Origin of the sequence: Pseudomonas helmanticensis (genome assembly GCF_900182985.1) — a bacterium.
In the GTDB taxonomy this organism is placed as follows: domain Bacteria; phylum Pseudomonadota; class Gammaproteobacteria; order Pseudomonadales; family Pseudomonadaceae; genus Aquipseudomonas; species Aquipseudomonas helmanticensis.
This window is the reverse complement of the sequence record NZ_FXUY01000001.1, coordinates 1,801,868-1,826,154: the sequence shown is the minus strand read 5'-3', so window position 1 is coordinate 1,826,154 and position 24,287 is coordinate 1,801,868. Positions and strand designations below refer to the sequence as shown.

Below are 24,287 nucleotides of genomic sequence, written 5' to 3'. Positions count from 1 at the left end.
ATCACTCCGAGTATTGCCAAATCAACGAATCCACACACGGCCTCATCCAGAAACAATGTCAAACGCAGCGCTACCCAACACCACCCCATTAACCATCACCCGCACCCCATGCCACCCCACAAAATGCTTGCGCGTCGTAAAATCCTTAATCACCTGCCGCCGCCCCACAACCACCTCCCCAAACCCCACCAAATCCATCACCTTCAACTTGAAAACCTTCCGCGAAACCCCGCCATTCGCCTTCACATAGTCAATCGCATAATCAATCACCAACCGCTGCTCATGCGCCACGGTCGACTTCACCGTAAACGACAAAACAATCGCATCCCCCAGCCGCAACACCGCCGGCTCAACCCGCACATCCAACAACTCAACCTCAGCCTTCGCCCCCGCGCCAATCACCGTCAGCGCCCGCAAATCCCCCTGCTTGATCAAACTCCGCAACGCATGCTTGGCAATCCACGCCGTGTGCTTGTTCTCCAACGACCAACCTTCAATCCTGTCCAGCACCCACTCCGGATGCACCTTCGTCACATCATTCAAATGATTCGCCACCGACTTGCGCACGTACAAACTTTCGTCCGCCTTCAACCGATTCAATATCCCCGCCGTCAATCGCGGGTCCGCCTGCACGGCTTCCAGTCGAAACGACCAAGGCAGGCGAGGGCGGCTGCCTTCGCTGGCTAAGCGACGCACATGGTGATTCTCATCCAAAGCCCAGTCGTGCATCAGTTCCAGCGCGCGTTCCAGATCACTGCGCAGAAAGTGGCGGATGGCAAATTCGGATGAGCCGAACGTGGTGAAGTACTTCAGCGCATCCATCGAGGTAGCAAACGCATGCCCGCCATAGCTCGCGACGTAATGCGGCAGGCACATGCTGACGAATCCGCTGTTCAGCCTTGGCGCGAGTTCACGCAATACATCGAGGGTGTCTTCGTACCCCATCGGCAGCACGGCGTGCAGACTTTCGCTGACACGGGCCATGCGCTGCATCACCGATAGCTCGGCGAGGCCTTCATTGGCGTGCTTGAGAAATGCCTTGGCTTTGAACGCGGGATACACCGCGCTCATTTCGTCGGCGATATGCCGCAAGCGTTCGGCGTTGAAGATTTCCTTGAGGGCGGGAGCGGCAGTTTCGGTGGCGCTCATGGTCAGGTCATCGGTGTGCTGATGAAGGCTTCGAGGCTTTCCGCGTATGCAGTGTATTGGGCGATGCGCGGGTAGCGGTCGTTGTCGATCTGGTCGGGCACGACGAGGCCGGTGAAGCTCCAGGCGACAGCAAGGCTGATGCCGTCCTGGGCGAGGGTGCCGTCGGTGGGCAAGTGGTGGGTGTCGAGTTCTGTTTCCAGCGCGGTGAACGCGGCGGCGAGTTGGCTTTCGACGCGTTCGATCCACGGCTGGTATTGGATGTCGGCCGGGCGCAGGTTGCGTTCGTAGTAGAGCTGCACGGCTTTTTCGCAGGCGGCGAGGCTCAGGCCGATCAGGCGCAGGGCGCGGGCGCGTTGGCTCAAGTCGGTCGGCAGCAAGCTTTTGCCTGTAGCAGATTCGAGGTAGTCGAGGATCAGCGTGGAGTCCATCAGCACCACGCCGTCATCGAGAATCAGCGTCGGCGCTTTGACCACCGGGTTGATCTGCTGGAATTGCTCGAAGTGGCGGAACACCGAGACCGCCTCGTGTTCGAGGTCGATGCCTAAGCGTTTGGCGGAGATCGCCACGCGCCGCACGTAAGGAGAGTCGAGCATGCCGATCAGTTTCATGACGCGTTCCTTCAAGTCGAACCGGTGGGAAGGCATAACCTAGCCGAGCTTGAAGGAATTGTCAGTCGTCGAAGCCGACCTGTTCGTGAATTTCGTCGACCTTGAGTTCCAGGCGATAGGCGACGGCGATGAACAGCGCCTGGCACAGGCACAACGTCGCGCTCAGCGAGCGGAAGGCGAAGGAGCTGCCTTCGTTGACCAGCAACACGGTGTTCGCGCGTTTGGCCAGCGGCGAGAGGTTGCTGTCGGTGAGGATCAGGGTTTTCGCCTGATGGTGCTGGGCGATGCGCAGGCAGTGTTGGGTTTCCTTGGCGTACGGGGTGAAGCTGATTGCGATGACCAGATCGTTGGCGCGCACGCTGCGCATCTGTTCGCGGTAGCTGCCGCCGAGACCGGAGACCAGGTGGATGCGCTTGTTGGTGTGTTGCAGGTTGTAGACCAGGTAGTCGGCGACCGCGAAGGAGCGGCGCACGCCAACCACGTAAATGTTGTCGGCGTTGACGACGAGGTCGACGGCTTTTTCGAACGCGGCGTCGTCGAGTTCCTGGCCGAGACGTTCGATGCCGGAGAGGGTGGCGTCGATGCATTCACGGGCGAGGTCGCCGCCGCTGGCCTTCTGCGACTTGTTGGCGATCATGCTGCGGATGCGTTGCTGGTAGTTCTGCACCGGCGTGGCTTTGTGCGTGTAGGCCTCGCGGAACAAGGCCTGCATTTCGCTGAAACCGCTGAAGCCGAAGCGCTGCGAGAAACGCACGATGGCCGACGGGTGCACTTCGCACTCGCGGGCGATGTCGCTGATGCGATCGACCATGATCCGGTCGCTCTGCTGGCTCATGTAACTGGCGATGCGTTTGAGCTGGCGCGGCAGGGCTTCATATTCTTCGGTGATCAGTTGCAGCAGGCGCTCGGCATTGATCGGGGGGCTGGCGAGGTCGCGCTCGGACGTTGGCTCGTCGGTAGCCGGCTGATCGGTGCGGGACATAAAGAATCCTTCTGGCTTGTTCTTATAGGGCTGACGAATCGGTCAGCCCCTGACAATAGGTGGGCTGTGCGCAGTCTACAGGGTAGGCCGGAATAAAATCTCCGGCATGCAATCGGCGCTCACGCTGCTGAATCGATGCACTGCGGCTAGGACGGTCGTACAAAAGTTTATTGGAAAAAATATTCCACGTAAAAATTATTTGGAATATTTATTGATTGTTCGGTTCCAGTCGTTTTAGTCTGCATCCACCAAGAGTGTTCGGCACGGCCACCGTCCCGAACGCAGGCTGATAAAAATAACAGGAGCCAGCATGGGCCAGACTCGTTTTGCCAGTGGGCGTCAATTGGATCTGATTTGCCTGGGGCGCCTTGGCGTCGACCTCTATGCGCAGCAAGTCGGCGCGCGGCTGGAGGACGTGTCCAGCTTCGCCAAATACCTCGGCGGCTCCTCCGCCAATATCGCCTTCGGCACCGCGCGGCTGGGCCTCAAGTCGGCGATGTTGAGCCGGGTCGGCGACGACCACATGGGCCGTTTTCTGCTTGAATCGCTGGCCCGTGAAGGTTGCGACGTCAGCGGTATCAAGGTCGATCCGGAACGTCTGACCGCCATGGTCCTGCTCGGTCTCAAGGACCGCGAAACCTTTCCGTTGGTGTTCTACCGCGAGAACTGCGCCGACATGGCGCTGCGCGCCGAAGACATCAGCGAAGCCTTTATCGCCTCCAGCAAAGCCTTGCTGATCACCGGCACGCATTTCTCCACCGACGGTGTCTACAAGGCGAGCATCCAGGCCCTGGATTACGCCGAGAAGCACAACGTCAAACGCATCCTCGACATCGACTATCGCCCGGTGTTGTGGGGCCTGGCCGGTAAGGCGGACGGCGAAACCCGTTTTGTCGCCGATCAGAACGTCAGCCAGCATGTGCAGAAAATCCTCCCGCGTTTTGACCTGATCGTCGGTACCGAAGAGGAGTTTCTGATTGCCGGTGGCTCGGAGGATTTGCTCACCGCGTTGCGCAATGTGCGGCGGGTCAGTGCGGCGACATTGGTGGTCAAGCTCGGCCCGAAGGGCTGCACGGTGATTCACGGGGTGATTCCGGTGCGTCTTGAAGACGGCGCGATTTACCCCGGCGTGCGCGTTGAAGTGCTCAACGTGTTGGGCGCTGGCGATGCGTTCATGTCGGGCTTCCTCGCCGGTTGGCTGGAGGATGCGAGCGACGAGCGTTGCTGCCAGCTCTCCAATGCCTGCGGCGGTCTGGTGGTGTCGCGGCATGCTTGTGCACCGGCGATGCCGACCCGTGCCGAACTCGATTATCTGTTCGACAGCCCGGTTCCGATCACCCGGCCGGATCAGGACGTCACCCTGCAGCGACTGCATCAAGTCAGCGTGCCGCGCAAACAGTGGAAGCAGCTGTTCATCTTTGCCTTCGATCATCGCGGGCAACTGGTGGAACTGGCGCACAAGGGCGGACGCGATCTCGACGCGATCTGCCAACTCAAACAACTTTTCATCCAGGCCGTGGAGCGCGTCGAAGCCGATTTGCGTGAGCAGGGCATTGAGGCCGACGTCGGGCTGCTGGCCGATCAGCGTTTTGGTCAGGACTCGCTGAACGCTGCTACCGGGCGTGGCTGGTGGGTGGCGCGCCCGGTGGAGGTGCAGGGTTCGCGGCCGCTGGCGTTCGAGCACGGGCGCTCGGTGGGCAGCAATCTGATTGCCTGGCCACAGGAGCAGATCATCAAGTGTCTGGTGCAGTTTCACCCGGATGATGAACCTCTGCTGCGCCTGGAGCAGGAAGCGCAGATCAAGGGTTTGTATCAGGCGTCGCTGGTCAGTGGGCATGAACTGCTGCTGGAAATTATTCCACCAAAGGATCTGCCGGCGGCGCACCCGGACGTACTTTATCGCTCGCTGAAACGCCTCTACAACCTGGGCATTTATCCGGCGTGGTGGAAGATCGAGGCGCAAAGTGCCGAGGAATGGCAACAGCTCGATGAGTTGATTCAAGAGCGCGATCCGTACTGCCGTGGCGTGGTGCTGCTGGGGCTGAATGCGCCGGCGGCGGAATTGGCCGCAGGGTTTCAGCAGGCGAGTCAGAGCCGGACTTGCCGAGGGTTTGCCGTGGGCCGGACGATTTTCCAGGCGCCGAGCCGGGCGTGGATGGCCGGCGAGATCGACGATGAAACGCTGATCAGGCAGGTGCAGGGCACGTTTGTCGAATTGATCGAGGCGTGGCGCTCATCGCGATCCTGAAAAAATACCGCATAACCCCATGTGGGAGCGGGCTTGCTCGCGAAGAGGTCGGCACATTCAACTTTGTTGTCGCCTGACACACCGCCTTCGCGAGCAAGCCCGCTCCCACAGGGGATCTGCGTTGGTTTGAAGATTTTCAAAACAATAAAAGGTGCAGCCATGCCCGCTATCCGAATTGGCATCAACCCGATCTCCTGGAGCAACGATGACTTGCCGTCCCTCGGTGGCGAGACGCCGCTGAGCACGGCGCTGAGCGAAGGCAAGGAGATCGGCTACGAAGGTTTTGAGCTCAACGGCAAGTTTCCCAAGGATGCCAAAGGCGTCGCTGACGTGCTGCGGCCTTACGATCTGGCGCTGGTTTCCGGCTGGTATTCCAGCCGTCTGGCGCGCCGTTCGGTGGCCGAAGAAATCGACGCCATCGGCAGCCACGTCGAGCTGCTGGCGAAGAATGGCGCCAAAGTGCTGGTTTACGGTGAGGTCGCTGACTCGATTCAAGGCCAGCGTATTGCTTTGGTCGAACGCCCGCGTTTCCACACCGAACAAGCCTGGCAGGCATACGCCGACAAGCTCACCGAGCTGGCGCGTTTCACCCTGTCGCAGGGTGTGCGTCTGGCCTATCACCACCACATGGGCGCCTATGTGGAATCGCCGTCGGACATCGACAAGTTGATGGCGCTGACCGGCAGCGAAGTCGGCCTGCTGTTCGATTCGGGTCACTGCTACATGGGCGGCGGCGAGCCGTTGCAGGTGCTGCGCAAACACATCGAACGCATCTGCCACGTGCATTTCAAGGACGTGCGCAAACCGGTGGTGCAACTGGCGCGCAATAACCTCTGGAGTTTCCCCGACTGCATCATCAACGGCACGTTCACCGTGCCGGGCGATGGCGATATCGATTTCGGCGCGTTGCTCGATGTGCTGCTGACCGCCGATTACCACGGTTGGCTGGTGGTCGAGGCCGAGCAGGATCCAGCCGTGGCGCCGAGTTATGTCTACGCGAAAAAAGGCTTCGACACCTTGCGTGCGCTGCTCGACGAGAGGACCCGCTGATGAGCCTTTTGGTCAAGAGCAACGCCAGTGGCCGAAGCATGGTCGAGTTGGCCAAGGGTGAGTTGGAATACGTCGGGTTCGCCGCGTATCGCTTGAGTCTCGGCGAAACCTTGCCGGTGGCTGCCGGCGATAAGGAGTTGTGCCTGGTGCTGCTCAGCGGGCGCATCAGCCTCAAAGGCGAAGCACCGGGGCAGGGCGCGTTCGACTGGGACAACCTTGGCGATCGGCAATCGGTGTTTGAAGACAAGTCGCCGTTCGCCGCCTATTTGCCGCCGGGCAGTCAGGCCCAGGTGACCGCGCTCAGCGACGTGCAAATCGCCGTGTGTGCCGCGCCCGGCTCGCCCGACCACGCTTTCGGCCCACGGCTGATCAGGCCCGACAGCATGAAGCGCAGTGTGCGTGGTAAAGGCGCAAACACCCGTTACGTCTGCGACATCCTCCCGGACACCGAGCCTGCGCATTCGCTGTTGGTGGTGGAGGTGCGCACGCCGTCCGGGCATTCGTCGAGCTACCCGCCGCACAAGCACGACACCGATGACCTGCCACACCAGAGCTTTCTCGAAGAAACCTATTACCACCAGATCAACCCGCCACAGGGCTTTGTGTTCCAGCGCGTGTACACCGACGACCGCAGCATCGATCAGGCCATGGCCGTGGAAAACAGCGATCTGGTCGTGGTGCCTAAGGGTTATCACCCGGTCAGCGTGCCGTACGGCTACGAGTCCTATTACCTGAACGTGATGGCCGGGCCGAAGCGGGTCTGGCAGTTCCATAACGATCCTCAGCACAGTTGGCTGCTCGACCTCTGAATTCCAGCACTTGCACGGAGAACAACAACAATGAGCGACACCCAGGTTTTGGGCCATTACATCAACGGTCAGGTGCAGGACAGCGGCGGCGAACGCTTCAGCAATGTGTTCAATCCAGCCACTGGTGCAGTGCAGGCGCGCGTAACGCTGGCCAGCCAGAAAACCGTCGACGAAGCGGTAGCCTCGGCGCTGCAGGCGTTCCCGGCGTGGTCGGAGCAGTCTTCGCTGCGCCGTTCGCGGGTGATGTTCAAGTTCAAGGAACTGCTCGACCGCCACCACCACGAGCTGGCGGAAATCATCAGCCGCGAACACGGCAAAGTGCTCTCCGACGCCAAGGGTGAGGTGACCCGTGGCATCGAGATCGTCGAGTACGCCTGTGGCGCGCCGAACCTGCTGAAAACCGATTTCAGTGACAACATCGGCGGCGGCATCGACAACTGGAACCTGCGTCAGCCACTCGGTGTGTGCGCCGGGGTGACGCCGTTCAACTTCCCGGTGATGGTGCCGCTGTGGATGATCCCGCTGGCGCTGGTCACCGGTAACTGCTTCATCCTCAAGCCGTCGGAACGCGATCCGTCGGCAAGTCTACTGATGGCGCGATTGCTCACCGAAGCCGGGTTGCCCGATGGCGTGTTCAACGTCGTGCAGGGTGACAAAGTCGCGGTGGACGCCTTGCTGCAACACCCGGACATCGAGGCGATTTCCTTTGTCGGCTCGACGCCGATTGCCGAATACATCCATCAGCAAGCGACCGCGCGCGGCAAGCGTGTGCAGGCACTGGGCGGCGCGAAAAATCACATGATCATCATGCCCGATGCTGATCTCGATCAAGCCGCAGACGCTTTGATCGGCGCGGCTTATGGCTCGGCGGGCGAGCGCTGCATGGCGATTTCGATTGCCGTCGCGGTGGGTGATGTCGGCGACCAGCTGATCGCAAAACTGCTGCCACGCATCGATCAGCTGAAAGTCGGCAACGGCATGCAGGGCGACAGCGATATGGGGCCGTTGGTGACGGCTGACCACAAGGCCAAGGTTGAAGGTTTTATCGATGAAGGCGTGGCGCAAGGTGCGCAACTGATCGTCGATGGGCGCAACTTCAAGGTGCCGGGCGCGGAGAACGGTTTCTTCGTCGGGGCGACGCTGTTCGATAACGTCAGCACCGAGATGAGCATCTACCAACAAGAGATTTTCGGCCCGGTGCTGGGCATCGTTCGCGTCCCCGATTTCGCCAGCGCCGTGGCGTTGATCAATGCCCATGAGTTCGGCAACGGCGTGTCGTGCTTCACCAGTGACGGCGGCATCGCCCGGGCGTTTGCGCGCACGATCAAGGTCGGCATGGTCGGTATCAACGTGCCGATTCCAGTGCCGATGGCGTGGCACTCGTTCGGTGGCTGGAAGCGCTCGCTGTTTGGCGATCATCACGCTTATGGCGAGGAAGGCATTCGTTTCTACAGCCGCTACAAAAGCGTGATGCAGCGTTGGCCCGACAGCATCGCCAAAGGCCCTGAATTCAGCATGCCCACCGCCAAATAACGTCTTTCTGCGGAGAACCACTGTCATGAGCAAACCCCTGCGTTTCGCCCTGAACCGTATGGTCGCGCCACGCTTGTCCCTGCCGGCCTTCATTGAACTGGCGGTAACCCTGAAAGCCGACGCCATCGAGATTCGTAACGACCTCAAGGGTGTCGAGATCGAAGACGGCACCGCTCCGGAGCAAGTGCGTGAATTGTGCGCGGCGAAAGGCATCACCGTGCTGTCGATCAATGCGCTGTATCCGTTTGATGTGTGGAATGACCAGCGTCGTGCGCAGGCCTTGAAGCTCGCCGCGTATGCCCGCGATTGCGGCGCGCAGGGCCTGGTCATGTGCCCGCTGAATGATCGTGCCGACCGCCGCAGCCAGGCCGAACGCGCGGCGGGTTTGCGCACCGCGTTGTCTGAACTGGCGCCGATTCTGCGCGATCACGGCATCCTTGGTTTCGTCGAGCCGCTGGGCTTCGAAGAGTGTTCCCTGCGTCGCAAATACACGGCGGTGGAGGCGATCAAGGCGGTCGGCGGGCTGGATGTCTTCCGTCTGGTGCATGACACCTTCCACCATCATTTGGCCAGGGAGCAGGAGTTCTTTCCCGAGCTGACCGGGCTGGTGCATATCTCCGGCGTCGAAGATGCCGAGGCACCGCTGAACAGCATTCGTGATGGTCATCGCGTGCTGGTGGGCGAGGGCGACATACTCGGGAATGCCGCGCAGATCGAACAGCTGCTCGCCAGTGGCTACGACGGTTACCTGTCATTCGAGCCATTCGCCGACAGCGTGCATGGCCTGACGGATATCCGCCAAGCCATCGGCGCCAGCATGGCCCACCTGCAAAACTCCCTGACCTGACAAACCCCGTGTAGGAGCTGCCGAACGCGGCCCGAGCCTTCGGCGGCTCCTACAGGGGTTGGTGTACTTTTGAAGGATTGGTTATGACCACAACAAGACTGACCATGGCCCAGGCCCTGGTGAAATTCCTCGATAACCAGTACATCGAGGTCGATGGGGTTGAAAGCAAATTCGTCGCCGGGATCTTCACTATTTTCGGTCACGGTAACGTGCTCGGCCTCGGTCAGGCGCTGGAGCAGGACAGCGGCGACTTGATCGTCCATCAGGGCCGCAACGAGCAGGGCATGGCGCACGCTGCCATCGGTTTCGCCAAGCAACACCTGCGGCGCAAGATCTACGCCTGTTCCTCTTCGGTCGGCCCCGGCGCGGCCAACATGATCACCGCTGCCGCCACGGCCACCGCCAACCGCATTCCCTTGCTGCTGTTGCCCGGCGATGTCTACGCCTGCCGCCAACCCGACCCGGTGCTGCAACAGATCGAGCAGTTCCACGACTTGAGCATCAGCACCAACGACGCCTTCAAAGCCGTGAGCAAATACTGGGACCGTATCAACCGTCCCGAGCAGTTGATGACGGCGGCGATCCACGCCATGCGCGTGCTCACCGATCCTGCCGAAACCGGCGCCGTGACGCTGGCCTTGCCGCAAGACGTGCAAGCCGAAGCCTACGACTACCCGGATTATTTCCTGCAAAAACGCGTGCACCGCATCGAACGTCGTCCGGCCACCGAAGCGATGCTCGGCGACGCGCTGGCACTGTTCAAAGGCAAGCGCAAACCGCTGATCATCTGTGGTGGCGGTGTGCGTTACTCCGGGGCCAATGCGGCGTTGCAGGCGTTCGCCGAACGCTTCGACATTCCTTTCGCAGAAACCCAGGCCGGCAAGAGCGCGGTGGTGTCCAGCCATCCGCTGAACGTTGGCGGCATCGGTGAAACCGGTTGCCTGGCGGCGAATCTGCTGGCCAGTGAGGCCGATCTGATCATCGGTGTCGGCACCCGTTACAGCGATTTCACCACGGCGTCGAAATCGCTGTTTCAGCACCCGGACGTGCAATTTCTCAACCTCAACATCAGCCCGTGCGATGCGCTGAAACTCGACGGCGTGCAATTGCTCGCCGACGCCAAAACCGGATTGCAGGCGTTGTCGCGAGCACTGGGCGATTACCGCTCGAGCTGGGGCGAGCAACCGCGCCAAGCCAAGGCGCAACTGGATGAGGAGGTCGAGCGGATCTATCAGGTCGACTACCAGGCCAAGGATTTCGTCCCGGAAATCAACGACCACATGGACCCGGCCGTGCTGCGTGAATTCATCGAGCTCACCGGTTCGTGCCTGACCCAAAGCCGCGTGCTCGGCGTACTCAATGAAACCCTGGCCGACGACGCGGTGATCGTCGCCGCTGCCGGCAGTCTGCCCGGCGACTTGCAGCGCAGTTGGCGCAGCAAGGGCGTCAACACTTACCACGTTGAATACGGCTATTCCTGCATGGGTTACGAAGTCAACGCCGCGTTGGGCGTGAAGCTCGCCGAGCCTGACCGCGAGGTCTACGCACTGGTCGGTGACGGCTCCTACATGATGTTGCACTCGGAGCTGGCGACCTCGATTCAGGAGCGCCGCAAGATCAACGTGGTGCTGTTGGACAACATGACTTTCGGTTGCATCAACAATTTGCAGATGGAACACGGCATGGACAGCTTCGGCACCGAGTTCCGTTTTCGCAATCCCGAGACCGGTAAGCTCGACGGCGGTTTCGTGCCGGTGGATTTCGCCATGAGTGCGGCGGCTTATGGCTGCAAGACTTACAAGGTGAATAACGTCGAAGAGCTGCAAGCGGCACTGGGCGATGCGCGCTTGCAGACGGTGTCGACGCTGATCGATATCAAGGTGCTGCCGAAGACCATGATCCACAAATACCTGTCGTGGTGGCGGGTCGGTGTGGCGCAGGTGTCGACCAGCGCACGCACCGATGCGGTGGCCAAGACCCTTAATGAACGACTGGCCAAGGCCCGTCAGTACTGATTGCCCCTGAATCGAACAATAATCTCGCAGGAGAGAATCGCATGGCTTTGAAGATTGGCGTCATCGGAACCGGGGCCATCGGCCAGGATCACATCCGTCGTTGCAGCCAGACCTTGCTCAACAGTCAGGTCGTCGCGGTCACCGACATCAATTTGCAGCAAGCAGCGAAAGTCGTTGCCGATCTGAAACTGACCGCCGAGGTCTATCCTGACGGTCATGCGCTGATCAAGGCGCCAGAGGTCGAGGCGATCCTTGTCACGTCCTGGGGGCCGAGCCACGAAGAGTTCGTGCTCGCAGCGATTGCCGCCGGCAAACCGGTATTTTGCGAGAAGCCGCTGGCGGTCACTGCTGCCGGCTGCCGCAAAATCGTCGAAGCCGAAGTCGCCCACGGCAAGCGTCTGGTGCAGGTCGGTTTCATGCGGCCGTACGATGAAGGTTATCGCGCGCTCAAAGCGGTGATCGACAGCGGCCAGATCGGCGAACCGCTGATGCTGCACTGCGCCCACCGCAACCCGAGCGTGGGCGAAAACTACAAGACCGACATGGCGATCACCGACACGCTGATCCACGAACTGGATGTGCTGCGCTGGTTGCTCGACGACGATTACGTGTCGGTGCAAGTGGTGTTCCCGCGCAAATCGAGCAAAGCGCTGGCGCATTTGAAAGACCCGCAAATCGTCCTGCTGGAAACCGCCAAGGGCACGCGTATCGACGTCGAGGTCTTTGTGAATTGCCAGTACGGCTACGACATTCAGTGCGAAGTGGTGGGGGAGACCGGGATCGCCAAACTGCCCGAGCCGCAACAGGTGCAAATGCGCAGCGGCGCGAAGCTGTCGAACGCCATTCTGATGGACTGGAAGGATCGCTTCATTGGCGCCTACGACGTTGAGTTGCAGGCCTTCATCGACGGCGTGCGCGCAGGCCAGGTCGGTGGCCCTTCGGCGTGGGATGGCTTCGCCGCAGCGGTCGCAGCGGACGCCTGCATCGAAGCGCAAAACAGCGGGCAGATCGTCAAAGTCACCCTGCCAGAACGCCCACATTTCTACGGCTGATTGATCGTTCCCACGCTCCGCGTGGGCATGCATCCCGTGATGCTCTGCGTCACAACACGGACGCAGAGCGTCCATGGCGGCGTTCCCACGCAGAGCGTGGGAACGATCAACAGGAGAAAGACATGCGCATCGCACTGGATCCTTACATGTACCGCAATCTGTCCCTGGGCAAGATGGTCGACAAGGTTGCCGAGCTCGGTTACGAACACATCGAGCTGTCCCCCCGGGAAGATTTTCTGCCGTTCTACAAGGCGCCGCGCGTCGACAAGGCGCGCATCAAGGAGTTTCGCAAAGCCCTGAGCGACACCGGGGTCAAACTGTCTTCGTTATTACCGATGTACCACTGGGCTGCCGCCGACGAAGGCTTGCGCGTGGCCGCCGTGCGTAACTGGAAACGCGCGATTCAGATTGCCGTGGCGATGGATTGCGAGCTGGTCAACACGGAATTCACCGGTCAATCGGATAACCCGCTGGTGTGCGAAAACCAGTTCATGCGCTCCATGGATGAATTGATCCCCGAGTTCGAACGCGAAGGCATCAAACTGGATATTCAGGCGCATCCGTATGACTTCTGTGAGCGCAACAACGAGTCGGTGGACATCATTCGCGGGCTGGACCGCGACTGGGTCAACTACCTCTATGCCGCGCCACACACGTTTTTCTACGACGACGGCGTCGGTGACATTGCCTCGATGCTCAAGTACGCCGGTTCGAAACTCAGCCACCTGATCATCGCCGACACCTACAACCACAAGGCCTCGTCCGGGTTGCGCTATATCGTCAATCCGCCGGGCGTCACCGCCACCGTGCATCAGCATCTGGACATCGGTCAGGGCGAAGTCGACTGGGCAGCGTTTTTCGGCACGTTGCGCGAGATCAAGTTCGACGGCATCGCCACGGTCTCGGTGTTCGCCTGGGAAGACCGGCCGGACGAGTCCAACCGGATGATGCTGGAGCGGGTCAAAAGCGAACTTTGCCGCTGAGGCCGCACCTATCCCTTGACTGATCGTCCCTACGCTCCGCGTGGGAATGCAGCCCGGGACGCTCCGCGTCCCACCAGCGGACGCAGAGCGTCCATTGATGCGTTCCCACGCAGAGCGTGGGAACGATCAAGAAGGAGTCGAATCATGCGTATCGGACTTGTCGGTTACGGCCATGGCGGCCGGTTTTTTCATGCCCCGCTGATTAGCAGTTTGCCCGGGGCGACCTTCGCCGGTGTGGTCACGCGTTCCGCCGAGCGCCGACAGTTGCTCGCTGCCGAGTACCCCGGCGTGCCGGCCTTCGACAGCATTGGCCAACTGGTCGAGGCGGGTGTCGATGTATTGGTTATTTCCACGCCGCTGAAGGGGCGGCCGGCGCTGGTGCTCGATGGCCTCGAGCACGGGGTGATGGTGGTCAGTGACAAACCCTTCGCCGCCGATGCGCAACAGGCGCAGACCTTGATCACCATGGCCGAGCGCCAGGGCGTGCGGCTCAGCGTTTATCAGAACCGCCGCTGGGATTCCGATTTCCTCACGGTGCGCAAACTCATCGAATCCGGTGCGTTGGGGCAGGTCACCCGCTTCGAATCGCGGGTCGAACGCTACTCGCCGCAATCGGTGAACAACGGCAGTGGCGGCGGGTTCCTGCGCGATCTCGGCAGCCATCTGGTCGATCAGGCGCTGCTGCTGTTCGGCCCGGTCAGCCGCGTGTACGGCGAACTGGATTACCTGGAAAAAGGGCAGACCTACGACAACGGTTTTTTCGTCTCGCTGACCCATGCCAGCGGAGTGATCTCGCACCTGGGCGGCAGTTGCCTGCAAAACACCCCTGGCCCGCGCTTTCGCGTCACCGGCACACAGGGTTGCTACAGCGTCGATGGCCTCGACGGTCAGGAAGCTCAGGCGTTGGCCGGGCTTTCGCCGAAATCGGCGGGCGAGCGCTGGGGCGTCGAAGAGCATCGCCGTTGGGGCTGGTTCGAACAGGGCGAGATTCGAGAGCGGGTGCCGTCGGAACGGGGCTGCTGGAATCAGTTCTATCTGCAGCTACAAACCGCGTTACACAACGGCGGCCCATTGCCCGTGGAGGCCCGTGATGCACTGGCTGCCACCCGCGTTCTGGACGCCGCACGGCTGAGTGCCGAGCGTGGCCAAGTGATCGATTTGCCGGCGTTCGAAGCGGTTGGAACAAATTTAGAATAAAATTCTAAAATGAGTTGAATTAGAATTAAATTTCCAATAATGTCGTTTGCAGGTTACCGACATCCACGTCCGATCTCAGTTTTGAATGAGAGCAGGGCGAACCAAAAACAAGAAACAGAAACCAGGTACCGTCGATGAAAACCTTCAACGCTGCACTGTCTGTTTTACGCCTCGCGCAACGCTTCTTTCGCGACCTGCCTCGCGCCTCGTTACATTTCTTCGTTCGCCTGCTCTGCGTCGAGCGCAACGGTGCCCTGGTCTGCTGCATCCCCGGCGCCCCGATCGTCCGTTTGCCCGTTCACTGAAATCGTCACGCCTCATCCATAAAACCAACAAGAATGTGGAGAAAGACCTTTCATGAAGACCCCGATCCGTTTCACCGCACTTGCCCTGTCCCTGCTGTTCGCCAGCGGCGCAGCATTGGCCGACATGCGCATCGGCGTGAGCATGTCGCAGTTCGATGACACCTGGCTGACGTACCTGCGCGAATCCATGGACAGCAAGGCCAAGTCCTATCCCGATGGCGTCAAGTTGCAATTCGAAGACGCGCGCAGCGATGTGGTCAAGCAGTTGAGCCAGGTCGAAAGTTTCATCAGTCAGAAAGTCGATGCGATTGTCGTCAACCCGGTGGATACCGCCGCGACCCGCAAAATCACCGAAGCCGCAGTGAAGGCGGGCATCCCGCTGGTTTACGTCAACCGCCGTCCCGATGATCTGAAGCTGCCCAAAGGCGTGGTCACGGTCGCTTCCAACGACCTTGAAGCTGGCGAAATGCAGATGCAGTACCTCGCCGACAAAATGGGTGGCAAGGGCGAAATCGTCATCCTGCTCGGCGACCTCGCCAACAACTCCACGACCAACCGCACCAAGGGCGTGAAAGAGGTGCTGGCGAAATACCCGAACATCAAGGTCGAGCAGGAACAGACCGGTATCTGGCTGCGCGATAAAGGCATGACGCTGGTCAATGACTGGCTGACCCAGGGCCGCAAGTTCGATGCGGTGGTCTCCAACAACGATGAAATGGCCATTGGCGCCGCCATGGCCCTGCAGCAGGCCGGTGTAGACAAAGGCAGCGTGCTGATCGCCGGTGTCGACGGTACGCCCGACGGGTTGAACGCGATCAAGAAAGGCAGCATGGCCGTCTCGGTGTTCCAGGACGCCAAAGGCCAGGCTGACGGTTCCATCGACACCGCCGTGAAGATGGCGAAAAACGAGGCGGTCGAGCAGAACGTCTGGGTACCGTATCGCCTGATCACTCCGGAAAACGTCGACACCTTCAAATAGTCCGTCGGTTCAATAACAACAATAAACACGCAAGGTGGCTGCGGCGACCTTGCTGATGGAGTACCTGATCATGTTCGCTTCAGCGACTGCTTCGAGCACCCTCCCGTTGGCGGGCATCCAGCCAGCAACGACCTTTGTCGATGAACCGTACCTGCTGGAAATCACCAACATCAGCAAGGGTTTTCCGGGTGTGGTGGCCTTGTCCAATGTGCAATTGCGTGTGCGCCCGGGCTCGGTGCTGGCGCTGATGGGCGAGAACGGCGCGGGTAAATCGACGCTGATGAAAATCATCGCCGGTATCTACCAGCCCGACGCCGGCGAACTGCGTCTGCGCGGCAAACCGGTGGTATTTGAAACACCGTTGGCGGCGTTGCAGGCGGGGATCGCGATGATCCACCAGGAGCTCAACCTGATGCCGCACATGAGCATCGCCGAAAACATCTGGATCGGTCGCGAACAGCTCAATGGCCTGCACATGATCGATCACCGCGAGATGCATCGCTGCACCGCGCAATTGCTCGAGCGCCTGCGCATCAACCTCGATCCCGAGGAGCAGGTCGGCAACCTGAGCATCGCCGAACGGCAGATGGTCGAGATCGCCAAAGCGGTGTCCTACGACTCCGACATCCTGATCATGGATGAGCCGACCTCGGCCATCACCGACAAGGAAGTGGCGCACCTGTTCTCGATCATTGCCGACCTCAAGGCACAGGGCAAAGGCATCATCTATATCACCCACAAAATGAACGAAGTGTTCGCCATCGCCGATGAAGTGGCGGTGTTTCGCGATGGCGAATACATCGGCCTGCAACGCGCCGACAGCATGGACGGCGACAGCCTGATTTCAATGATGGTCGGCCGCGAACTGAGCCAGTTGTTCCCGGTACGCGAGAAGCCGATCGGCGACCTGCTGCTGTCGGTACGCGACCTCAAGCTCGACGGGATTTTCAAAGGTGTCTCGTTTGATCTGCATGCCGGCGAGATCCTTGGCATCGCCGGGTTGATGGGCTCCGGGCGCACCAACGTCGCCGAAGCGGTGTTCGGCATTACCCCAAGTGACGGCGGCGAGATTCGCCTCGATGGCGAAGTGGTGCGCATCACCGATCCGCACATGGCGATCGAGAAGGGCTTCGCGCTGTTGACCGAGGATCGCAAGCTCAGCGGGTTGTTCCCGTGCCTGTCGGTCTTGGAAAACATGGAAATGGCGGTGCTGCCGCATTACGCCGGCCACGGTTTTATCCAGCAGAAAGCCTTGCGCGCGCTGTGCGAAGACATGTGCAAGAAGTTGCGGGTGAAGACCCCGTCGCTGGAGCAATGCATCGATACCTTGTCTGGCGGCAATCAGCAGAAAGCCTTGCTGGCGCGCTGGCTGATGACCAATCCGCGCATCCTGATTCTCGATGAGCCGACCCGTGGCATCGATGTCGGTGCCAAGGCCGAGATCTACCGGCTGATCTCGCTGCTGGCCAGTGAAGGCATGGCGGTGATCATGATTTCCTCGGAGCTGCCGGAAGTGCTCGGCATGAGCGACCGCGTGATGGTCATGCACGAAGGCGACCTGATGGGCACCCTCGACCGCAGCGAAGCGACGCAGGAGCGGGTAATGCAGTTGGCATCAGGCATGACGCTCAATAGTTGATCCAATTCCCTGTGGCGAGGGAGCTTGCTCGCGCCGGGTTGCGAAGCGACCCCAAAAAAGCCTGGGCCTGCCGCGTAGTCCAGCGCGAGCAAGCTCCCTCGCCACAAAAGGCTGTCCGCAGATTTCATTTTTGAAGGGTAAGTGGCTATGAACGCGATACTGGAAAACAAGCCAGCAACGGTGCCGACCAAGAGTCGTCGGCGCTTTCCGACTGAACTGAGCATTTTCCTCGTGCTGATCGGCATCGGTCTGGTTTTTGAAGTGTTCGGCTGGATCGTCCGCGACCAGAGCTTCCTGATGAACTCGCAGCGCCTGGTGCTGATGATCCTGCAGGTGTCGATCATTGGCTTGCTGGCCATTGGTGTGACCCAGGTGATCATCACCACGGGTATCGACTTGTCCTCGGGTTCCGTATTGGCCCTGTCGGCGATGATCGCCGCCAGCCTGGCGCAGACCTCGGACTTTGCCCGGGCGGTGTTTCCGTCGCTGACCGACTTGCCAGTGTGGATTCCAGTGATCGCCGGGCTCGGCGTCGGCTTGCTGGCGGGTGCGATCAACGGCAGCATCATTGCAATCACCGGGATCCCGCCGTTCATTGCGACCCTTGGCATGATGGTCTCGGCGCGTGGTCTGGCGCGCTATTACACCGAAGGTCAGCCGGTGAGCATGCTCTCCGACTCCTACACCGCGATTGGCCATGGCGCGATGCCGGTGATCATCTTTCTGGTGGTGGCGGTGATCTTCCACATCGCCCTGCGCTACACCAAATACGGTAAATACACCTACGCGATCGGCGGCAACATGCAGGCGGCGCGGACGTCCGGCATCAACGTCAAGCGTCATCTGGTGATCGTCTACAGCATTGCCGGGTTGCTCGCAGGCCTGGCCGGTGTGGTTGCCTCGGCGCGTGCCGCCACCGGGCAGGCGGGGATGGGCATGTCGTATGAACTGGATGCGATTGCCGCAGCGGTCATCGGCGGCACCAGTCTGGCGGGGGGTGTAGGGCGCATTACCGGTACGGTGATCGGGGCGTTGATCCTCGGGGTCATGGCCAGCGGCTTTACCTTTGTCGGTGTGGATGCGTATATTCAGGACATTATCAAGGGATTGATTATTGTTGTGGCGGTGGTCATCGACCAGTACCGCAACAAGCGCAAACTCAAGCGCTGATTCCGAAGCACACTGCAAAATGCGCCACGCCTGCCCGCGTGGCGCAGCCGTTTGTCTTCTATATAAAGCCGCTTGACTGAATTTCTTGCTATAAACGCACTCCGATGACCGCTGTGAAGCCTGTGTCAGAGCAGTTTCCGGGCGTTGTCGGACAAATTCCCGGTATTTACAGTTGCTGAGGCCTCAAGTCGGCCTTAGACTGCCGCCCCTCGTAAATTGAGTGCCGGGTGGCATTTGCAATAAACGATGCCTTTTCGATGACCGCACGCGGATCGCCGAAACGCTCCCTAATTCGCCTTAATGCACGTTTTTTTATAGAGATATCAATGACAAAGGACAAGTTGCTGGCCATGCCGGCAGATGACTACATGAATTCCGAGCAACACGCTTTCTTCACTGAGCTGTTGCAGAACATGAAAGTCGAAACCCACGAGCGCATTGAGCAAAACCGTATCGCCATCGAAAGCCTGGACACTCCGGCCGACCCGGCAGACGCGGCTTCGGTTGAAGAAGAGCGCACTTGGCTGGTCAACGCGATCGATCGCGACCAGCGCATGCTGCCGCAACTGGAACAAGCCCTTGAGCGCATCAAGGAAGACAGCTTTGGCTGGTGCGACGACAGCGGCGAGGCCATTGGCCTGAAGCGCCTGCTGATCAGCCCGACCACCAAATACTGCATCGAAGCTCAAGAGCGTCACGAGCAGATCGACAAGCACCAGCGTCAGGCCTGATTCTGTGAGGTGCCCTTTTAATTAGGGGCGCCTGGAAAAGATCGCAGCCTTCGGCAGCTCCTACAGGGGGTTGTTGGGGGCTGCGATCTTTGCTTTTGTTCGTCTGCGATATTCCACGCGGTTCATTGACCTGCTGCAGCCCCCACGACTAACGGACCATGGATAATGGCGTTGTAGTGGCGTTTAATGCAGGCACAATAATGAGAACAAGCGTGGGGTGTTGATATGACGAGAGATGGATCTCTGGTTGGGGCTTTGCCTGCACCAGTGCTTTTGCCGAAAAACCGCTGGCTCGCACCGACGTTGCAAAGCATCGCCCTGATGCTGTTGCTCGCCGGCATGACGCTGGGTGAGTGGTCGCTTTACTTGGGCATGCCGTTGGCCGTGCTGATTGTCTGGCTGCCGCGCCTGCGTTCGCGCACGGTCACCGATGCCGCGCCTGCCGATAGCGGCAACGCGATGTCGGAACTGACCCGTGATCTTTCCTATACCACCAGCCATAACGCGTTGTCGGCGGCCGGTGTGGCGTTTTCGGTCAAGGAACTGGCGAGCAAACTCGAATCGCAACTCGATGCGGCAGCACGGATCGTCAGCAACGCCGAGGTGATGATTGCCACCGAACAGGCCACTTCGCAACTCAGCCGAGAAGCGCTGGAGGCCGCCAGCGAGGCGCATCACAGCAGCGCCGCCGGGCGTACCGAACTGGCCGATTCGATCTCGCGGATGCATCAACTCAGTCAACGCGCCAACGCCAGCCGCGAATTGATCGAAGCCTTGAGCGTGCGCAGCGACGACATCCAACGCGTGACGCTGGTGATTCAGTCGATTGCCAGCCAGACCAATCTGTTGGCGCTGAACGCGGCAATCGAAGCGGCGCGGGCCGGCGAGCATGGCCGTGGTTTCGCTGTGGTCGCGGACGAGGTGCGTGGTCTGGCGGCGCGTACCGCGTCGGCGACCGGCGAGGTCGGCGAGATGGTCGCCGACATTCAGCAGCGTACGGCGCAAGTGGTCGAGCAGATCCGCCAACTGTCGAGCGATTTGCACACCGGCGTCGAGCAGGTCGAACACACCGGCCAGCATCTGGACAACATCGCCCGGCTGGCTGCCGGCGTGGAAACCCAGGTTGGCGAAATCGCCCGAGGTGCAGAAACCAACCGCGAACAACTCGACAGTCTGTTCAAGGCTGTCGGGCAGATGCGCATCGATCTGGCGATCAGTGATCAACAGACCCGGCGCCTCGCCGACGCTGCGGTGCAGATGGAAGGGCAGGCGGAGACCATCAGCGAACGCCTCGCCGAAGTCGGTCTTGATGACTATCACCAGCGTATCTACGACCTCGCGCGGGAAGGCGCGAACCAGATCGCGGCGCGTTTCGAAGCGGATGTCGAGCAGGGGCGGGTCAGCCTGGAGGATCTGTTCGATCGTCAGTACCAGCCGATTGCCAATACCCAACCGGCGAAGTTTCAAACCCGCTTTGACCGCTACACCGATCAGGTGCTGCCGGCGATTCAGGAACCGTTGTTGCCGCGCCATGAAGGCCTGGTGTTTGCGATTGCCTGTACGCAGCAAGGTTATGTGCCGACACACAATCAGCTGTTCAGTCAGCCGTTGACCGGTGATGCGCAGATCGATGCGATCAACAATCGCACCAAGCGCAAGTTTGCCGACCGCACCGGCATTCGCTGCGGCAGCCACCAACAACCGGTACTGCTGCAAACCTACACGCGCGATACCGGCGAGCTGATGCACGACCTGTCGGTACCGATCATGGTCAAGGGGCGCCACTGGGGTGGATTGCGTTTGGGCTACAAGCCGGAAAGTCCGCGCTGAGCAATTGTTACCGCTGGTGCAATGAATCTGTGCACGAGGGTTGCTGTTTCCTTGCGAAAGAAAGCATTAATCTGCCTACATAGTTAGGCAGCTAATGATTTCGCGAGGTCAGTATGCAATCAAGAGTCGATGTCGCAGTAATGATCGGCAGTGGCGTGCCCGCCTGTTTGCGCGCATTGGGTCAAAGCGTCTGCTGGGTCGTGCTGCTCAATGGCGAGCGGCGCGGTACCGCGTTCGCCAGTCGCGACGAAGCCGAGGAGTGCAAGGCTGCATGGCTCGCGCAATTGCAAGCCGAGCCGGGCGACAGCCTGCACTGATCCGGATTATTTACCGCGGTGCAGACGCACGTTCAGCTCGTCGACCATCACGGCTTCCTCGCCGTCGGCGCGCAGCCACTCCTTGAGCAATTGCGCCTGTTGCGGCGTCCAGAAGTCGGCTTCGATCAGTTTGATCTCGGCAGCCAGCGGGTGCGCTTCGATGAAGTCGTCGATTGCGCCGTCTTCCGATGGCAGTCCCAGTTGATCGAACAGGGTTTTCAGGTCGTATGCAGGCAGTTCCATCGTGTGCTCCTTGGTGGGTGCGCCGGTATGGCGCAGTCGATCTCTCTCTTTATCTGAGGCAGTCGCTGGCGCGGAGTTCGATTTGTGATTCAAGTGAACGGGCGAGGGCGCAGGCTTCGTTATGATCCTCGCGGAAACCTCTTACAAGTCCCGTCGATTTTTCCTTGATGTGAAAGAAGGCATTGCCGGCAGGGATTACCTGAAAGCGTGGGGTTTGCTCGTATTGCCCGGCGCTGGACAGATCGCTCATGCCGTTCACATGCAGGATGAGTGACGACTTTATGCGGGCGTCAGCGGGCCGGGCGAAGTGAGTCAAAGTGCACATATGAAGTCCTTTTCATGGGGCGGCCGGTATTTACAGGCCGTTTTGGGTAGTCGTAGTGAGCATCGCTGCTCTAGAATCGCCAGTACCTGTTGACGACTGCGCTTATCTAAAGCAATTTTTCGCGAGCGATATGTCGGAAAAGAGCTTTTTTTCGTGAGAATTTTCCCTAAAGTTCGTAGTCAGCTTTCTCTGTGCACCGTTAAGGAATTTTCCTTCGAGTTTTGGCGACATCGGGGCAAGTTTCGCGAGTGACAATCCAGTAGTCTTACGAACCTCGCGATGATTGAGCAGTCTGCTCAGTTCGAGCTTTTTATTTGAGTCACCGGCAGTTCCATCGGCCTGGCCGTTTTTTGCCGTGCGCGTTTTCCGTGCACGGTTTTTTCAGATGTGGGGATGTTTCTTTGGCAGTCAGTAACCTCGATATGCATGCTTTGTTCGTGCTGGGTGATTTGCGTGCAAAGCTGGTCAAGCAGTTCCAATCGCGTTTTGTTTACATCACCGAGCAAAACGCCGAAGGCATCTACGTCGCCGAGATCGATACCGAAAGCGCCTTGGTAGTCGATGACAAACCTGGGCTCAAGCTCAAGGTCGGCGATCATTTCAGCGCTTCGGTCCTGCCCAGCCGTGAAGGCGGCAAGATGGACATCCGTTTTCGCGAAATCAAACTGACGGTCTATGGCCTGGGCGATTACGCCTTTGTCTCGACGGCCGACGGTCAGGCGATTCTGTTCAGGGAAGGCCACAGCGTGGTGACGGTGTTCGCCGCCAATCAACAACTGCAGGAAGGCCTGACCAAAACCCTGAAAGCCGTCACCGCCAAAGCCGCGAAGTGGCGCAAGGGCGAGCTGATTACCTTCAAGGCAAGCGAGTGAGCACAGCGTTGAGTCGCGCCGATTTCCATTCGCAAAACCTCGACAGCGCACGTGATGAAGCCCGCCGCCTGTTTGCCGCTAAGGCCCAAATGCAAGGCGCGTGGCTGGGTTGGGTCGCCGCGCAGATCTACACGTTGCGCCCCGCGGCATACGCCAGCATGGTCAGACGCGAGCTACAAAGCTTGCAGGAAAAGTCTGATTCGTAACCTCGTCCGGGCTCGGGCCCGGAAAAAGCAGGAACCTCGGCTACAGTCAGTTGACTGAGTATTCAGAGGCTTGCGGTCTTCTGTCAGGCCATCCTGCCATTGCTGTGAACAGCACGAGGTGCAATGCATGAACGGATTTCGACGGTTGTTGGCCGCGAGCGTGGCCACATTCGGCTTGCTGACGTCAGCACAAACGGTGATCGCGGCAGAGACGCCGATCCATTTTGCCGACCTCAACTGGGAGAGCGGCAGCTTGATCACCGATGTCCTGCGGATCATCGTCGAGAAGGGCTACGGGCTGCCGACCGACACGTTGCCGGGCACTACCATTACCCTGGAAACCGCCCTGGCGAACAACGACATTCAGGTGATCGGCGAAGAGTGGGCCGGACGCAGCCCGGTCTGGGTCAAGGCCGAGGCTGAAGGCAAGGTCGTCAGCCTGGGCGATACGGTCAAGGGCGCCACCGAGGGTTGGTGGGTGCCGGAGTACGTGATCAAGGGCGACCCGGCCAAGGGTATCAAGCCGCTCGCGCCGGACCTGCGCAGCGTCAGTGATCTGAAAAAATACAAGGATGTGTTCAAGGACCCCGAGAATCCGAGCAAAGGGCGCTTCCTCAATAGTCCGATCGGCTGGACCTCGGAAGTGGTCAACAAGCAGAAGCTGACGGCTTACGGCTTGCAGGATGACTTCACCAATTTCCGCAGTGGCTCGGGCGCCGCGCTGGATGCCGAAATCAGCTCTTCGATCCGTCGCGGTAAACCGGTGCTGTTCTACTACTGGTCGCCGACGCCATTGCTCGGCAAATTCAAACTGGTGCAGCTGGAAGAACCGCCGTTCGATGCCGAGGCGTGGAAAACCCTGACCGACGCCGATAACCCCAATCCGAAACCGACCCGCTCGCTGGCGTCGAAGCTGTCGATTGGCGTGTCGACACCGTTTCAGAAGCAGTATCCGCAGATCACGGCGTTCTTCAGCAAGGTCGATTTTCCGATTGAACCGCTGAACAAGGCGCTGGCGGAAATGAGCGAGAAGCACACGGCGCCACGCGATGCGGCGGTGGCGTTCATGAAGGCGCATCCGGATGTGTGGCAGGCGTGGTTGCCGAAGGATGTGGCGGACAAGGTTTCCGCCAACCTCTAACGGCTTGCCTTATGTAGGAGCTGCCGCAGGCTGCGATCTTTTGATCTTGATTGTTA

The 24,287-nt window shown here is 59.8% G+C and carries 24 protein-coding genes; 19 read left to right on the top strand and 5 right to left on the bottom strand.

The features are described 5' to 3' along the window. Window positions 1-42: 42 nt before the first annotated feature. From QOL84_RS08200 to QOL84_RS08190, 3 genes are all read right to left on the bottom strand, one after another. Window positions 43-1,149 carry a DNA alkylation repair protein gene (locus QOL84_RS08200; protein ID WP_283436867.1) on the bottom strand — a complete coding sequence of 369 codons (1,107 nt, stop codon included), beginning with the start codon at window positions 1,147-1,149 and terminating at the stop codon, window positions 43-45. Window positions 1,150-1,151: 2 nt separating this feature from the next. After that, window positions 1,152-1,757 carry a glutathione S-transferase gene (locus QOL84_RS08195; RefSeq protein WP_283436866.1) on the bottom strand — a complete coding sequence of 202 codons (606 nt, stop codon included), beginning with the start codon at window positions 1,755-1,757 and terminating at the stop codon, window positions 1,152-1,154. A 61-nt stretch (window positions 1,758-1,818) separates the two neighbouring features. Then, on the bottom strand, window positions 1,819-2,739 hold the full coding sequence (locus QOL84_RS08190; protein WP_129392497.1) for a MurR/RpiR family transcriptional regulator: 921 nt from the start codon (window positions 2,737-2,739) through the stop codon (window positions 1,819-1,821). Window positions 2,740-3,049: 310 nt separating this feature from the next. On the opposite strand from QOL84_RS08190, the gene QOL84_RS08185 reads away from it, so the two are divergent. The 16 genes from QOL84_RS08185 to QOL84_RS08110 all read left to right on the top strand — a co-directional run bounded on the left by QOL84_RS08185 (window position 3,050) and on the right by QOL84_RS08110 (window position 21,444). After that, window positions 3,050-4,987 (top strand): bifunctional 5-dehydro-2-deoxygluconokinase/5-dehydro-2-deoxyphosphogluconate aldolase, encoded by a 1,938-nt coding sequence (locus QOL84_RS08185; RefSeq protein WP_283436865.1) that lies wholly within the window; start codon window positions 3,050-3,052, stop codon window positions 4,985-4,987. A 159-nt stretch (window positions 4,988-5,146) separates the two neighbouring features. After that, entirely contained in the window at window positions 5,147-6,037 is an 891-nt protein-coding gene (gene iolE, locus QOL84_RS08180; protein ID WP_129392504.1) for a myo-inosose-2 dehydratase, read from the top strand. Further along, the gene (gene iolB, locus QOL84_RS08175; RefSeq protein WP_283436864.1) at window positions 6,037-6,846 is read left to right on the top strand and encodes a 5-deoxy-glucuronate isomerase; all 810 of its coding nucleotides are present in this window, start codon (window positions 6,037-6,039) and stop codon (window positions 6,844-6,846) included. Before iolE ends, iolB begins: the two co-directional genes overlap by 1 nt. A 30-nt stretch (window positions 6,847-6,876) precedes the next feature. Beyond that, entirely contained in the window at window positions 6,877-8,379 is a 1,503-nt protein-coding gene (locus QOL84_RS08170; protein ID WP_283436863.1) for a CoA-acylating methylmalonate-semialdehyde dehydrogenase, read from the top strand. Between the two features lie 25 nt (window positions 8,380-8,404). Next, window positions 8,405-9,226 (top strand): TIM barrel protein, encoded by an 822-nt coding sequence (locus QOL84_RS08165; protein WP_283436862.1) that lies wholly within the window; start codon window positions 8,405-8,407, stop codon window positions 9,224-9,226. A gap of 83 nt (window positions 9,227-9,309) precedes the next feature. Then, a complete protein-coding gene (iolD, locus tag QOL84_RS08160) occupies window positions 9,310-11,241 on the top strand; it encodes a 3D-(3,5/4)-trihydroxycyclohexane-1,2-dione acylhydrolase (decyclizing) (protein WP_283436861.1) in 1,932 nt (643 codons plus the stop codon). Window positions 11,242-11,282: 41 nt separating this feature from the next. Then, entirely contained in the window at window positions 11,283-12,293 is a 1,011-nt protein-coding gene (gene iolG / locus QOL84_RS08155) for a bifunctional inositol 2-dehydrogenase/D-chiro-inositol 1-dehydrogenase (RefSeq protein ID WP_283436860.1), read from the top strand. Between the two features lie 122 nt (window positions 12,294-12,415). After that, complete coding sequence (locus QOL84_RS08150; protein WP_283436859.1) at window positions 12,416-13,276, top strand: sugar phosphate isomerase/epimerase family protein; 861 nt, start codon at window positions 12,416-12,418, stop codon at window positions 13,274-13,276. Window positions 13,277-13,420: 144 nt separating this feature from the next. Further along, window positions 13,421-14,473, top strand: a complete 1,053-nt coding sequence (locus tag QOL84_RS08145; RefSeq protein WP_283436858.1) for a Gfo/Idh/MocA family protein — start codon at window positions 13,421-13,423, stop codon at window positions 14,471-14,473. A gap of 134 nt (window positions 14,474-14,607) precedes the next feature. Further along, entirely contained in the window at window positions 14,608-14,778 is a 171-nt protein-coding gene (locus tag QOL84_RS08140) for a hypothetical protein (protein WP_283436857.1), read from the top strand. Window positions 14,779-14,830: 52 nt separating this feature from the next. Then, window positions 14,831-15,757 carry a sugar ABC transporter substrate-binding protein gene (locus QOL84_RS08135; RefSeq protein ID WP_129392526.1) on the top strand — a complete coding sequence of 309 codons (927 nt, stop codon included), beginning with the start codon at window positions 14,831-14,833 and terminating at the stop codon, window positions 15,755-15,757. A gap of 70 nt (window positions 15,758-15,827) precedes the next feature. Next, window positions 15,828-17,396, top strand: coding sequence for a sugar ABC transporter ATP-binding protein (locus tag QOL84_RS08130; RefSeq protein ID WP_283436856.1), 1,569 nt, complete (start codon window positions 15,828-15,830; stop codon window positions 17,394-17,396). 147 nt (window positions 17,397-17,543) lie between these two features. Next, window positions 17,544-18,566, top strand: a complete 1,023-nt coding sequence (locus tag QOL84_RS08125) for an ABC transporter permease (protein WP_105704970.1) — start codon at window positions 17,544-17,546, stop codon at window positions 18,564-18,566. Between the two features lie 326 nt (window positions 18,567-18,892). Beyond that, window positions 18,893-19,297, top strand: a complete 405-nt coding sequence (locus QOL84_RS08120; protein ID WP_008084239.1) for a TraR/DksA family transcriptional regulator — start codon at window positions 18,893-18,895, stop codon at window positions 19,295-19,297. Between the two features lie 225 nt (window positions 19,298-19,522). Beyond that, complete coding sequence (locus QOL84_RS08115) at window positions 19,523-21,127, top strand: methyl-accepting chemotaxis protein (protein ID WP_283436855.1); 1,605 nt, start codon at window positions 19,523-19,525, stop codon at window positions 21,125-21,127. A gap of 113 nt (window positions 21,128-21,240) precedes the next feature. Beyond that, window positions 21,241-21,444 carry a hypothetical protein gene (locus QOL84_RS08110; protein ID WP_129392535.1) on the top strand — a complete coding sequence of 68 codons (204 nt, stop codon included), beginning with the start codon at window positions 21,241-21,243 and terminating at the stop codon, window positions 21,442-21,444. A 6-nt stretch (window positions 21,445-21,450) separates the two neighbouring features. On the opposite strand, the gene QOL84_RS08105 is transcribed toward QOL84_RS08110, so the two are convergent. Both QOL84_RS08105 and QOL84_RS08100 read right to left on the bottom strand, forming a co-directional pair. Continuing rightward, window positions 21,451-21,687, bottom strand: a complete 237-nt coding sequence (locus tag QOL84_RS08105; protein WP_129392538.1) for a DUF2789 family protein — start codon at window positions 21,685-21,687, stop codon at window positions 21,451-21,453. Between the two features lie 49 nt (window positions 21,688-21,736). Then, the gene (locus QOL84_RS08100; protein ID WP_283436854.1) at window positions 21,737-22,012 is read right to left on the bottom strand and encodes a hypothetical protein; all 276 of its coding nucleotides are present in this window, start codon (window positions 22,010-22,012) and stop codon (window positions 21,737-21,739) included. Window positions 22,013-22,434: 422 nt separating this feature from the next. Here QOL84_RS08100 and QOL84_RS08095 point away from each other — a divergent pair, with 422 nt between their 5' ends. From QOL84_RS08095 to QOL84_RS08085, 3 genes are all read left to right on the top strand, one after another. Continuing rightward, a complete protein-coding gene (locus QOL84_RS08095; protein ID WP_283436853.1) occupies window positions 22,435-22,884 on the top strand; it encodes a hypothetical protein in 450 nt (149 codons plus the stop codon). A gap of 8 nt (window positions 22,885-22,892) precedes the next feature. Continuing rightward, a complete protein-coding gene (locus QOL84_RS08090) occupies window positions 22,893-23,090 on the top strand; it encodes a hypothetical protein (protein ID WP_129396114.1) in 198 nt (65 codons plus the stop codon). Between the two features lie 127 nt (window positions 23,091-23,217). Next, window positions 23,218-24,231 (top strand): ABC transporter substrate-binding protein, encoded by a 1,014-nt coding sequence (locus QOL84_RS08085; protein ID WP_129392548.1) that lies wholly within the window; start codon window positions 23,218-23,220, stop codon window positions 24,229-24,231. The last annotated feature ends 56 nt before the right edge of the window (window positions 24,232-24,287 follow it).

Coding starts and splice junctions, on each gene's coding strand:
- iolG (WP_283436860.1), top strand. CDS start 11,283: ATGGCTTTGAAGATTGGCGTCATCGGAACCGGGGCCATCGGCCAGGAT.
- iolE (WP_129392504.1), top strand. CDS start 5,147: ATGCCCGCTATCCGAATTGGCATCAACCCGATCTCCTGGAGCAACGAT.
- QOL84_RS08130 (WP_283436856.1), top strand. CDS start 15,828: ATGTTCGCTTCAGCGACTGCTTCGAGCACCCTCCCGTTGGCGGGCATC.
- QOL84_RS08095 (WP_283436853.1), top strand. CDS start 22,435: ATGCATGCTTTGTTCGTGCTGGGTGATTTGCGTGCAAAGCTGGTCAAG.
- QOL84_RS08200 (WP_283436867.1), bottom strand. CDS start 1,149: ATGAGCGCCACCGAAACTGCCGCTCCCGCCCTCAAGGAAATCTTCAAC.
- QOL84_RS08150 (WP_283436859.1), top strand. CDS start 12,416: ATGCGCATCGCACTGGATCCTTACATGTACCGCAATCTGTCCCTGGGC.
- QOL84_RS08140 (WP_283436857.1), top strand. CDS start 14,608: ATGAAAACCTTCAACGCTGCACTGTCTGTTTTACGCCTCGCGCAACGC.
- QOL84_RS08125 (WP_105704970.1), top strand. CDS start 17,544: ATGAACGCGATACTGGAAAACAAGCCAGCAACGGTGCCGACCAAGAGT.
- QOL84_RS08105 (WP_129392538.1), bottom strand. CDS start 21,687: ATGGAACTGCCTGCATACGACCTGAAAACCCTGTTCGATCAACTGGGA.
- QOL84_RS08115 (WP_283436855.1), top strand. CDS start 19,523: ATGACGAGAGATGGATCTCTGGTTGGGGCTTTGCCTGCACCAGTGCTT.
- QOL84_RS08120 (WP_008084239.1), top strand. CDS start 18,893: ATGACAAAGGACAAGTTGCTGGCCATGCCGGCAGATGACTACATGAAT.
- QOL84_RS08190 (WP_129392497.1), bottom strand. CDS start 2,739: ATGTCCCGCACCGATCAGCCGGCTACCGACGAGCCAACGTCCGAGCGC.
- QOL84_RS08170 (WP_283436863.1), top strand. CDS start 6,877: ATGAGCGACACCCAGGTTTTGGGCCATTACATCAACGGTCAGGTGCAG.
- QOL84_RS08085 (WP_129392548.1), top strand. CDS start 23,218: ATGAACGGATTTCGACGGTTGTTGGCCGCGAGCGTGGCCACATTCGGC.
- iolD (WP_283436861.1), top strand. CDS start 9,310: ATGACCACAACAAGACTGACCATGGCCCAGGCCCTGGTGAAATTCCTC.
- QOL84_RS08165 (WP_283436862.1), top strand. CDS start 8,405: ATGAGCAAACCCCTGCGTTTCGCCCTGAACCGTATGGTCGCGCCACGC.
- QOL84_RS08145 (WP_283436858.1), top strand. CDS start 13,421: ATGCGTATCGGACTTGTCGGTTACGGCCATGGCGGCCGGTTTTTTCAT.
- QOL84_RS08110 (WP_129392535.1), top strand. CDS start 21,241: ATGCAATCAAGAGTCGATGTCGCAGTAATGATCGGCAGTGGCGTGCCC.
- QOL84_RS08100 (WP_283436854.1), bottom strand. CDS start 22,012: ATGTGCACTTTGACTCACTTCGCCCGGCCCGCTGACGCCCGCATAAAG.
- iolB (WP_283436864.1), top strand. CDS start 6,037: ATGAGCCTTTTGGTCAAGAGCAACGCCAGTGGCCGAAGCATGGTCGAG.
- QOL84_RS08185 (WP_283436865.1), top strand. CDS start 3,050: ATGGGCCAGACTCGTTTTGCCAGTGGGCGTCAATTGGATCTGATTTGC.
- QOL84_RS08195 (WP_283436866.1), bottom strand. CDS start 1,757: ATGAAACTGATCGGCATGCTCGACTCTCCTTACGTGCGGCGCGTGGCG.
- QOL84_RS08135 (WP_129392526.1), top strand. CDS start 14,831: ATGAAGACCCCGATCCGTTTCACCGCACTTGCCCTGTCCCTGCTGTTC.